At 60.7% G+C, this 10886-nt stretch carries 11 protein-coding genes and 2 pseudogenes; 7 read left to right on the top strand and 6 right to left on the bottom strand.

The annotated features are described in order from the left end of the window. From F1542_RS04575 to F1542_RS04545, 7 genes are all read left to right on the top strand, one after another. Positions 1-466, top strand: a 466-nt coding sequence (locus tag F1542_RS04575) for an MIP/aquaporin family protein (RefSeq protein WP_193732000.1), incomplete at its 5' end; no start/stop codon positions are given. 100 nt (positions 467-566) lie between these two features. Next, positions 567-2195, top strand: a complete 1629-nt coding sequence (locus F1542_RS04570; protein WP_193731999.1) for an FGGY-family carbohydrate kinase — start codon at positions 567-569, stop codon at positions 2193-2195. Between the two features lie 143 nt (positions 2196-2338). Then, positions 2339-3625, top strand: coding sequence for a sugar ABC transporter substrate-binding protein (locus F1542_RS04565; RefSeq protein WP_227672477.1), 1287 nt, complete (start codon positions 2339-2341; stop codon positions 3623-3625). Between the two features lie 10 nt (positions 3626-3635). Beyond that, on the top strand, positions 3636-4556 hold the full coding sequence (locus F1542_RS04560; protein ID WP_227672476.1) for a carbohydrate ABC transporter permease: 921 nt from the start codon (positions 3636-3638) through the stop codon (positions 4554-4556). 1 nt (position 4557) lies between these two features. Then, positions 4558-5385 (top strand): carbohydrate ABC transporter permease, encoded by an 828-nt coding sequence (locus F1542_RS04555; RefSeq protein WP_193731997.1) that lies wholly within the window; start codon positions 4558-4560, stop codon positions 5383-5385. 42 nt (positions 5386-5427) lie between these two features. Beyond that, on the top strand, positions 5428-6537 hold the full coding sequence (locus F1542_RS04550; RefSeq protein WP_193731996.1) for an ABC transporter ATP-binding protein: 1110 nt from the start codon (positions 5428-5430) through the stop codon (positions 6535-6537). Between the two features lie 30 nt (positions 6538-6567). After that, a complete protein-coding gene (locus tag F1542_RS04545; protein WP_193731995.1) occupies positions 6568-7341 on the top strand; it encodes an SDR family NAD(P)-dependent oxidoreductase in 774 nt (257 codons plus the stop codon). Positions 7342-7478: 137 nt separating this feature from the next. Here F1542_RS04545 and F1542_RS04540 read toward each other — a convergent pair. The 6 genes and pseudogenes from F1542_RS04540 to F1542_RS04515 form a co-directional block, all read right to left on the bottom strand. Beyond that, positions 7479-7934 (bottom strand): annotated as a pseudogene (locus tag F1542_RS04540) (MFS transporter); the annotation flags it as partial. A 77-nt stretch (positions 7935-8011) separates the two neighbouring features. Then, complete coding sequence (locus F1542_RS04535) at positions 8012-8218, bottom strand: hypothetical protein (RefSeq protein WP_346011781.1); 207 nt, start codon at positions 8216-8218, stop codon at positions 8012-8014. Positions 8219-8444: 226 nt separating this feature from the next. Continuing rightward, a complete protein-coding gene (locus F1542_RS04530; RefSeq protein WP_193731993.1) occupies positions 8445-8822 on the bottom strand; it encodes a hypothetical protein in 378 nt (125 codons plus the stop codon). A gap of 292 nt (positions 8823-9114) precedes the next feature. Next, a complete protein-coding gene (locus F1542_RS04525; protein WP_193731992.1) occupies positions 9115-9714 on the bottom strand; it encodes a PadR family transcriptional regulator in 600 nt (199 codons plus the stop codon). Between the two features lie 258 nt (positions 9715-9972). Then, complete coding sequence (gene rpiA / locus F1542_RS04520; protein WP_193732001.1) at positions 9973-10677, bottom strand: ribose-5-phosphate isomerase RpiA; 705 nt, start codon at positions 10675-10677, stop codon at positions 9973-9975. Positions 10678-10757: 80 nt separating this feature from the next. Continuing rightward, a pseudogene (locus F1542_RS04515) lies at positions 10758-10886 on the bottom strand (6-phosphogluconolactonase); the annotation flags it as partial.

The following is a 10886-nucleotide window of genomic DNA, read 5'->3' as shown; positions in this document are numbered from 1 at the left end:
GGGTGGGGCTGCGGGCGTATTCTTTACCGCACCCGCGTCGGGCATAACCGTATGGCATGCCTTCAGTGATGAAATCATCCTGACCGCCATACTGGTATTCGGTATCTTTACCGTTACCGAACAGTATAACGAAATGGCGCCAGGCGCCAATTTCGGTGCGCTGATCATTGGATTCCTGGTCGCGGCCATTGGCGCCTCCATGGGATATCTGGAAGCATGGGCCATAAATCCCGCCCGTGACCTCGGGCCACGACTGTTCGCCTATATGGCCGGATGGCATGAAGCCGCCCTTCCGGCGGCGGGTCATTACTGGTGGGTGCCCGTTGTTGGTCCCCTGATTGGCGGCCTGCTGGGGGCAACCGTCTATGAATACCTGATTTACCCCTTTCTGCCCGCACAACTGCGCGCGCAGCAGCAGGCCTTGCAGGCCAAGGTCGAAGAAGACACGATTATCATGGGAAAATGAAGGCTTTTCCCTGTGCATCCTTTTTCCCTGTTGCCCGGGGAACCGGGTTTCCGTGGCCGGACAGGGGCGGCTCCCCCGACATGAAGGAATGGACCAGGTAATGGATGTCGTCATTGGCATTGATGTGGGAACAGGCAGCGCACGTGCGGGCATTTTTACACTGGACGGCTACAAGCTGGGCGCAGGCAGTACGCCAACCCGTACGTGGCAGCCACGTGCCGGTTACATGCAGCAGTCCTCTGCTGACATATGGCGCGCGGTGTGTGCCAGCGTTGGCATCGCCATGACCATGGCGCGGGATGCGGCAGGAGAAACGCTGGATGTACGGGGTATCGGGTTTGACGCGACCTGTTCGCTGGTGGTGGCTGGTCCTGATGGCCAGCCACTGTCCATTGATGCTGATGGTGCGCCGGGGCAGGACGTGATCCTGTGGATGGATCACCGTGCCATGGCCGAGGCTGCCGGGATCAATGCAGGCCATCATGACGTGCTGCGTTACGTGGGCGGCATGATTTCGCCCGAGATGGAAACACCAAAGCTGTTATGGCTCAAGCGCCATCTGCCCGATGTATTCGCGCGCGCCGCCCTTTTCCTTGACCTGCCGGATTACCTGACCTGGCGCGCAACCGGGGTCAGTTCGCGCTCTCGCTGTTCAACCGTATGCAAATGGACTTACCTCGCGCATGAGAACCGCTGGGATGATACCTATTTCCGGGCCATAGGCCTTGGCGTGCTGGCTGATGAAGGGTACCGCCGCATCGGCACGGACATCAAGGCCCTGGGCGAACGTGTCGGGCGCGGGCTGGACGCGCGGGCAGCCATGGAATTGGGCCTTCCGGCGGGTATTCCGGTCGCGGTATCCGCCATTGATGCGCATGCGGGTGGCATTGGCGTGATGGGGGGCACGACAGATGGCGAACCGCCTGCATTCAACCAGCGTCTGGCATTGATTGGCGGCACGTCGAGCTGCCACATGGCGGTCTCTCCCCTGCCCCGCTTCGTGCCCGGTGTCTGGGGCCCCTACCGTGATGCCATGCTACCGGACATGTGGCTGAATGAAGCAGGCCAGTCGGCCACGGGCAGCCTGATCGATTTCATCATCGCCACCCATCCCGCCACACCGGCGTTACGCCAGCAGGCTGAAAACGAAGGCAGGACGGTCTATCAGGTCCTTAACGACCTGCTTGCCGAAACCGAAGGCGACCGGCCCGCAGGTACGCTGACGGAAGACCTGCACGTCATGCCGGATTTCCATGGCAACCGTTCCCCCCATGCCGATCCGACCCTGCGTGGCATGGTCAGCGGGCTTGTTCTAAGTGCCACGACGCATGATCTGGCATTACTGTATCTGGCGACAATACAGGCACTGGCTTATGGCACACGCGATATCGTAACGGTGCTGAACCGGCAGGGCTATGCGATCGATACGATCATCGCCACCGGCGGGGGAACGAAAAACCCCGTTTTCGTCCGCGAGCATGCCAATGCCACCGGCTGCCGTATCGTGCTGCCGGAAGAACCTGATTCCGTGCTGCTGGGCAGCGCGATACTGGGTGCGGTCGCGGCGGGGGTATATCCCTCCATCCGGGCGGCCATGACCGGCATGACGCGCATACGGGCGGAAATACGGCCCTGTGCCGGGAGTGCTGCCTTTCATGCCAGAAAATTCGGGGTCTTTACCCAGATGTATGCTGACCAGATCCGTTACAGGCAGATCATGAACAAATAAGACAGGCATCATGGGAACCGGAAGGTTTCCGTGGCGCTTTACACAAAAACCCGAGAACCGGGCTTTCAGGCCAGATACCGCAAAAAAAACGGAACAAATCAATAAAGGGTATTGTAATGGCGACTTCCAGGATCCTGGCCTGCATGACCGCTGCCGGCATGCTGCTGGCCGGTGGCGCGCAGGCGGGCGGTACGCTGACAATCGCCACGGTCAATAATGGTGACATGATCATCATGAAACAGCTGTCAGGCGAGTTTGAAAAAGCCCACCCCGATATTCACCTGAACTGGGTCACGCTGGAGGAAAACGTCCTGCGCCAGCGTGTGACGACCGATATCGCAACCCATGCCGGGCAGTTCGATATCCTGACCATTGGCAATTACGAAGTACCAATATGGGCAAGGCAGGGATGGCTGGCCGAACTGAAACCCGGGCCGGATTATGATGTGAATGACATCGTGCCTTCCGTACGCGCCGGGCTGAGTGTGGACTCCAGACTGTATGCCCTGCCGTTCTATGCGGAAAGTGTCATGACCTATTACCGGACCGATCTGTTCCAGAAGGCCGGGCTGACCATGCCGCAGCACCCCACCTATGACCAGATCCGCACCTATGCCGACAGGATCACGGACAGGGACAGCCAGACCTATGGCCTGTGCCTGCGTGGCAAACCGGGCTGGGGCGAGAACATGGCCTATGTCACCTCGCTGGTGAATACGTTTGGCGGGCAGTGGTTTGGCGAAGGGTGGAAGCCAATGCTTGATACCCCGGAATGGAAGGCGGCACTGCAGTGGTATGTATCGGCCATGAAGGCCGACGGGCCACCCGGCGCCACGTCAAATGGATTTAATGAAAACCTGGCCCTGTTCGCCAGCGGTCATTGCGGCATATGGGTGGATTCAACCGTTGCGGGCGGCCTGCTGTTTGATCCCAGGCAGTCGCATGTGGCCGACAGGGTCGGTTTTTCCGCCGCCCCCACCGGTCCGTATGGCAAGGGACCGACATGGCTGTGGAGCTGGAACCTTGCCATTCCCGCATCATCCAGACATGCGGATGACGCGCGCATTTTCATAGAATGGGCGACGTCCAGAACCTATGTCCAGCTTGTGGCGCAGCATGAAGGCTGGGTGGCGGTGCCAGCGGGGACCCGTGTGTCCACCTATGACAACCCTGATTACCAGAAGGCGGCGCCATTCGCCACGTTCGTCCATTCCGCCATAGACAACGCCGATCCCAATGGTCAGACAAAGCAGCCACGCTCGTATGGTGGCGCGCAGTTTGTCGGCATCGCACCCTTTCAGGCCATAGGCACCCAGGTTGGCCAGACCGTTGCGGCAACGCTGTCGGGCCAGATGACGGTCGAACAGGCGCTGGGTGCGGCACAGGCCTCCGTAAGCCGCACCATGCGCCAGTCCGGTTACCTGCACTGAGGGGGCGAAGATGGACAAAGTGGCAGTACATCCACCCGTAATGGACAATCCTGCGGGCCGTGCCGCCCGCGGCAGGCACCTGCAGGGCTTCGTGCTGCAATCCCCCGCGATCATGCTGCTGCTGTTATGGTCGGTGGTGCCGTTGCTTATGACGCTGTGGTATTCGTTACGAAACTATAACCTGGTGGACCCGACCCAGCAGGGTTTTGCGGGCATCAACAATTACTGGTACCTGCTGACCGATCCGGATTTCATGACATCGCTGGAAAATACGGCCATTCTGGTTGGCGGCGTGCTGGCCATATCGGTGGGGCTGGGGACATTGCTGGCGGTCCTGTATAACGAGGCGTTCGCAGGGCGCGGCATTGCCCGCGTCCTGGTCATCTCGCCGTTCTTCATCATGCCCACGGTTGCCGCCCTGCTGTGGAAGAACCTCATGCTGCACCCGATCTATGGCGTGTATTCCGCCATGATGCGGGCCGTGGGCCTGACACCGATCGACTGGCTGTCACGCTATCCACTGGCAACGCTGGTGATGATCGTGGCATGGGAATGGCTGCCCTTTGCGGTCCTGATCCTGCTGACCGCCATCCAGTCGCTTGATATGGAACAGAAGGAAGCCGCGCGCATGGACGGCGCGGGCATGGTGGCGCAGTTCATCAACATCACCCTGCCCCACCTGTCGCGTGCGATTACGGTCGTAATCATGATCGAGACCATTTTCCTGCTGACCATATTTGCCGAAATTTCGGTCACCACCGCAGGTGGACCCGGTGTCGCCTCCACCAATCTGGCGTTTCTCATCTATTCACGCGCCCTGCTGCAGTTTGATGTGGGCGGGGCCTCGGCCGGTGGTGTCGTGGCCATTGTCGTCGCCAATATCGTGGCGGCCTTCCTGCTGCGCGCCGTGGCCCGCAATCTGGAGACCTGACATGGCAAGAACCAGCACACGCCTGCGCCATGCCGCAATCACCGTCCTGGCCTGGGGCATTGCATTATGGATGTTCTTCCCGATCCTGTGGATGTTCCTGACGGGTTTCAAAAGTGAGCCTGACGCCCTCTCCACACCGCCACATTTCCTCTTCCATCCCACGCTTTCAAGCTATCAGGATGTATTCGCGCGGGAGAATTACTGGCATTTCGCCACCAACAGCGTCGTGATTTCGGTCATGGCAACCCTGGTGGCCCTGCTGGTATCCATTCCCGCCGCCTACGCCATGGCGTTCCTGCCCGGGCCGCGCACGCGCATGACCCTGCTGTGGATGCTGTCCACCCGCATGCTGCCATCGGTGGGCGTGCTGGTACCGATCTACCTGCTGGCCCGCGCCACCGGCCTGCTGGACAGCCGGACGGGGCTGATCGTGATCTACATGCTGACCAACCTGCCCATTACGGTATGGATGCTCTATACTTTTTTCAGGGAAGTGCCGGTCGCCATACTGGAAGCCGGGCGAATGGACGGGGCGACACGCTGGCAGGAAGTAACACAGGTGCTTATGCCGCTGGCGCTGCCGGGCATTGCCTCGACCGGACTGCTTTCCCTGATCCTGTGCTGGAATGAAACGTTCTGGTCACTGAACCTGACCTCTTCCATTGCGGCACCGCTGACAACGTTCATTGCGTCCTTCTCCTCACCCGAAGGACTGTTTTTCGCCAAGCTGTCGGCCGCCTCCACGCTGGCGGTGGCACCCATCATGGTCTTTGGCTGGGTCAGCCAGAAACAGCTTGTACGCGGCCTGACATTCGGGGCGGTGAAATAGAACCGGGGCGAATAACCCGCGCGGCAGCAACAGGAACATACCATGGCGACAGTAGAACTGCGTAACCTGCGCAAGACCTATCTGCATGAGGAAATCATCAAGGGTGTCTCGCTTGCCATTGCCGAGCGGGAATTCATCGTCTTTGTCGGCCCTTCGGGGTGCGGCAAATCCACCCTGCTGCGCATGATCGCGGGGCTGGAGGACATAAGTGCAGGCGACCTGCTGATTGACGGGCAGCGGGTGAACGACACCGAACCCGCGCGACGCGGCGTGGCAATGGTCTTCCAGTCCTATGCGCTGTATCCGCACATGAATGTTTACCGCAACATGGAGTTTTCGCTGCGGCTTGCCGGCATGCCCGAAGCCGAGCGGCGGCAGCGTATCGGTGACGTGGCGCGCATCCTGCAGCTTGATCCCTATCTTGATCACAAGCCGGGCCAGCTTTCGGGTGGCCAGCGGCAGCGCGTGGCGATCGGACGCGCGATCGTGCGTAATCCCAGGGTCTTCCTGTTTGATGAACCGCTGTCCAATCTCGACGCCGCGCTCCGTGGGCAGATGCGCGTGGAACTGGCCAGCCTGCACCGGCGGCTGGATGCAACGACCATCTACGTAACCCATGATCAGGTGGAAGCCATGACCATGGCCGACCGGATCGTGGTCCTCGACAAAGGTGTCGTGGAGCAGATCGGCACCCCGCTGGAACTCTATCACCGGCCCCGCAACCTGTTTGTCGCCCGTTTCATGGGATCCCCGCCCATGAACCTGCTGCCCGCTACCATCAATGCCCATGACCCTGACGGGACCATGCAGGTACGGACGGAAACACTCAGCGTATCCATCCCCACGCAACAGGGCGGGCTGGAAGTCGGTGCGCCTGCCACGCTGGGCATCCGGCCCGAACATATCCGTATTGACCCGCAAGGGGCGGTACAGGGCATGGTCGAGGTCAGCGAGCGGCTGGGGGCCGTCACGCTTTTGCATGTGCGCCTGCCTGACGGACAGATGATTGTCGTGCAGACGGGCGGGGACAATACCGACAGTGCCGATACCCCCATATGCATGACGTTTGAGGAAGAACACTGTCATCTGTTTGATGCAGACGGTATGGCGCTGGCCCGCAGCACGGATCATCCGCTGCTTGCGGGTGCATGAAAACGGCTTACCTGTTCAGGACATAGGCATATGTATACGGAAAAACTCCGTCTTGACGGACGTGTCGCGGTTGTCACCGGCGGCGCGCAGAATATTGGTCTGGCCTGCGTTACGGCGCTGGCGGAATTCGGCGCCCGCGTCATTATCGCCGATCGTGATACGGAACTTGCGGCACGTGCCGTGGCCGAACTGGCAGCGCAGGGGCTGGATGTATCGGCCATGGCACTGGACGTAACCGATACGGCACAGGTGGATGCCTGCGCCACACGGATCAAGGCCGGGGAAGGCCGTGTCGATATCCTGGTCTGTAGTGCCGGGATCTGCATATCCGAAGTCCGGGCCGAAGACATGACGGATGCACAGTGGCTGAAACAGGTTGATATCAACCTCAACGGCATTTTTCGCTGCTGCCGGGCATTTGGCCGCATCATGCTGGAACAGGGTCATGGCACGATCGTGAATATCGGGTCCATGTCGGGCCTGATTGTCAACCGCCCACAGGAACAGGCGGCCTATAACGCATCAAAGGCAGGCGTGCACCAGTACACACGCTCCCTTGCGGCAGAATGGGCCACGCGCGGGATACGGGTCAATGCGGTGGCCCCCACCTATATCGAGACGACCCTGACCCGCTTTGGCATGGAAAATCCGCGCCTGTATGCCGCATGGCTGGATGGCACGCCCATGCACCGCGTAGGCCAGCCAGACGAGGTCGCCTCGGTCGTGCAGTTTCTGGCATCGGACGCCGCCAGTCTTATGACCGGGGCCATTGTCAATGTCGATGCCGGGTTTACCGTATGGTAAATGACTACAGGCATCTCATGGAGCCCCCCCTCTTGCCGCATGGACGCAGGCGACGGCGCGGAAAGTGACCGTATGCCGGAATGCCGCGCAGTGGATCGTTGTCATGTCGTGGCGCGTGCCTTTGGCAGCATATCTGCCGACAGTCGCCATCCGAGGAAGGTGGCGCAGAGCGTTGTCAGGGTCGGGTCGCCGATCCACTGCACGATGTTCAGGGCGGTTGTTGCCACGAGAATATCCGGCTGTGCGACGGATGCATAACCCGCGCTCATGGCGGGGATGCCGACTGTGCCTGTCCCCGCACCGCGCAGGAACAGGGCAACAGCCAGCAGCAGCGTGCCGATGCAGGTGCAGGTGCAGAGCGCACCGCAACCACTCAGCCCGCGAATGCCAGAGCGATCGGCCAGACAGTCCATCAGGGGATAGCCGCACATCATCCCCACCCGCAGCGGGCGCATGAACAGGCCCGTGCGGTCGGGTGGGACGCCGCAGGCATGGATGAGCCAGACGGGCAGCAGCATCTGTCACGCGAACGAGACGCCGTTTATCAGGAACATGGTCATGGCGAATGCCGAAAAGGCAGGTAAATGAAACAGCAGTGGCATTGCACCTGTTGTGGCCCAACCTTAATCCGCCAACCGGTTGTGTTCCCGTCACGAAATGTACCCCCGGCTTACCAGTCTTCGACGGTGCCCCTGTCTTTCTCATCGGGTGCAAACGGATCAAGCGGGTCATCCGTGGGCGGATCAACCGGTTCGTCATCACTGCCCCAGTCCGGTACATCCGGCCGGGGATCATCCAGCGGATCGTCATCCGGGTCAGGCCCGGGATCCGGAATGGGTGTGGGCGGTGGTACCGTGGTCGGCGGTTCAGACGGCACGGGAATATCCGGATTATTTCTGACCTGCATCCTGAACATGACGTTCCTCCTCTGACAGGTTCACGTGCAACGGAAATGGCCGGTGACAGGTTGCATGCACGTCCCTGCCTGTCAGCGTGCTTTTCTGCCGGTTGTGTTCAGAACGGTCAGGCAGCATGGCGCGGGCCCGGTCTTTTCAACAAAAAAGGCCCGGCATATTGCCGGGCCTTCTGCTGTGGGGACGGGATCAGTTGGAACCGCTGCTGTTCTGGTTCCCGCCACCGCCGTTACGGTCGCCGCCGTGTTCACCCCAGTTGCCGTTCTGGCCGTCGCTGCCATGGTTGTCATGCGCGCCGGGGCCGTTGTTCTGGCCGCCGCGGTTTTCACCACCGCGATCCCCGCGTTCGCCACCGGGACCGTCGTTCTGGTCACCACCATTCTGGTGGTCGCCGCCCTGCCCCCCATGATGACTGTGGCCGCCATGCCTGCCACCGTGATGGCCGTGACCGCCATGGCCACGATGTTCGCCCTGCCCGCTGCCCTGGTTCTGGTCAGGGGACTGGGCCTGAGCTGCCAGCGGAAGGGAGATGCCAAGGGCAAGGGCAAACAGAATTGAACGCTTCATGATATATCCTTCGGTTCGACCTCTGGTCCGTCGTGCCATAAATGTGAGGTCGTGTGATGTAATGGGCAGTATCGGGAATATCCGGGCCAGAACTGATGTTCCTGCATGGGCCGGACTATTGCGGTAAATGTTCCAGATCGCCGGATGGATAGTCTGGAACGTGAGCAACCTTTGTCCGGTCACTCACAAAGCACGCCATGACAGTCCGTAAACAACAGATCCATACATGGCGGGATTATGGGGCACCCTGACCGGGCGGCCTGTTGGCCAACCGGGCGGGGAAATTGCGCTTTCAGACCTGCCCGATCGCCCGGGCGGCATCGTCCAGCAGGGCTGCGATCTTTTCCTCGGCGTCTTTATCAAGGCCACCGTTGCGCAGCCTCAGGCGCAGTGCCGTGCGCAGGTTTTCCATGCCGCGCATGACCGGCATCGGGACATCCTTGCGACCTCCCCTGCCCTCTGCCGCACCTGTTGCAGCACGGGACAGGATTTCATCGAGGGCCGCACCGCTGGCGGCCAGGAAGGCCTCGCCTTCCGGCGTGATGTGGTAGTTCTTGCGGCCATCGGCTTCGACAATCCGGGCGTAACCCGCTTCATCCAGCCATGTCAGCGTGGGGTAGATCACGCCGGGGCTGGGGGCGTAGCTGCCACCGAACTTTTCCTCGATCATGCGGATCAGTTCGTAGCCGTAGGTCGGTTTTTGAGCGATCAGCGAGAGGACCAGAAGCCGCATCTCACCATAATCGAACAGCCGGTGACGCCCGCCCCGGCGGCCACCGCCGTGGTGTCCACCGCGACCGTGATGGCGGCGGGGTTCCCCGGAACCTGCCATGCCTTCGGGGGAGAAAGTCTGGCGGTTACGACCGCCTGCGTGTCTGTTTCTGTGTTTCATGCTTACCGATATACGTTCCGATATATCTTACGTCAAGATATATCGGAATATATTTTTATTATTTCGATAAACCCGTCCTTTCAGGCGGCACAGGCAGTCCATCGGTCAGTTCCCAACGCGTGCGTGACCGCCTGCCTGCTCAACGCAATCCTTACGGCCTCGCTTTTGAAATCTTCCCCATGCTCATTGTTCCACTGGTTTCATGAAACGTTCAGATGACCGGCACAAACCTGCCACCATGCGGTAACAGGCACATGGTCATGCGGCCATGAGATGTTTCAGGCCGTCCCGGCCCGCCACGATGACTTCGGACGTGCGGCCAATGAACAGGCCACTTTCGATGACGCCCACGATGGAGCGGATCCTGCGCGCCAATGCCACGGAATCCGGGATTTCCCCGAAATTGCAGTCCAGGATCAGGTTGCCCCCGTCGGTGTTGAAGGGCACGCCATGCTGGTCCAGCCGCAAAATGGGACGTGCGCCCAGATCCTGCAGCCGGGTGGCCGTCAGTTCCCAGCCGAATGTCGTGACCTCCACCGGCACGGGCATGTGGTGACCCAGCCGTGGCACCAGCTTGCTTTCATCCACCACCACCACGAAGCGACGTGAGGCCGCGGCCACGATCTTTTCCCGAAACAGCGCCCCGCCGCGTCCCTTGATCAGGTTGAGCGTGCCCATCTCCACTTCATCCGCGCCGTCAATATCAAGATCGATCAGCGGATGGGTGGCGAATGTCACCAGTTTGATCCCGTGCGAGCGCGCCTGCTCGGCCGAGCGTTCGGATGTGGGAATGGCGGCAAACCGCAGGCCTTCAGCCCATCGGCGGCCCAGTTCGTCAATCATGTAGGCCGATGTGGTGCCTGAACCAAGGCCGACCACCATGCCTTCCCTGACCATGGACGCGGCTTCGATCGCGGCATGGCGTTTCTGTTCCTCGCGCGGGTCACTGATCTGGCTTGTCATGTCCGGGTTCCTGTTATCCTTCTGGCTGGCTGCATTATCCATCCTGCGCCCCGCTGGCGGCGCGGCGGCCTTTACCACGTTCATTGTCCCGCCGCCGCCTTGTCCATAAGCCAGATGAGTTCGCCCTCGGTCGTGATGTGGCTGGCGGGTTCCGCGGGGTCACCGGCGCGCACTTTTGCAAAGGCCTCACGCTTGGCTGGTCCCGCCAG

The organism is Komagataeibacter sp. FXV3, assembly GCF_015155755.1.
Classification (GTDB): domain Bacteria; phylum Pseudomonadota; class Alphaproteobacteria; order Acetobacterales; family Acetobacteraceae; genus Komagataeibacter.
The sequence above is the reverse complement of the archived record's forward strand: the minus strand, read 5'-3'. Positions and strand labels throughout refer to the sequence as shown.

Coding starts and splice junctions, on each gene's coding strand:
- F1542_RS04555 (WP_193731997.1), top strand. CDS start 4,558: ATGGCAAGAACCAGCACACGCCTGCGCCATGCCGCAATCACCGTCCTG.
- F1542_RS04550 (WP_193731996.1), top strand. CDS start 5,428: ATGGCGACAGTAGAACTGCGTAACCTGCGCAAGACCTATCTGCATGAG.
- F1542_RS04530 (WP_193731993.1), bottom strand. CDS start 8,822: ATGAAGCGTTCAATTCTGTTTGCCCTTGCCCTTGGCATCTCCCTTCCG.
- F1542_RS04565 (WP_227672477.1), top strand. CDS start 2,339: ATGACCGCTGCCGGCATGCTGCTGGCCGGTGGCGCGCAGGCGGGCGGT.
- F1542_RS04570 (WP_193731999.1), top strand. CDS start 567: ATGGATGTCGTCATTGGCATTGATGTGGGAACAGGCAGCGCACGTGCG.
- F1542_RS04560 (WP_227672476.1), top strand. CDS start 3,636: ATGGACAAAGTGGCAGTACATCCACCCGTAATGGACAATCCTGCGGGC.
- F1542_RS04525 (WP_193731992.1), bottom strand. CDS start 9,714: ATGAAACACAGAAACAGACACGCAGGCGGTCGTAACCGCCAGACTTTC.
- F1542_RS04545 (WP_193731995.1), top strand. CDS start 6,568: ATGTATACGGAAAAACTCCGTCTTGACGGACGTGTCGCGGTTGTCACC.
- rpiA (WP_193732001.1), bottom strand. CDS start 10,677: ATGACAAGCCAGATCAGTGACCCGCGCGAGGAACAGAAACGCCATGCC.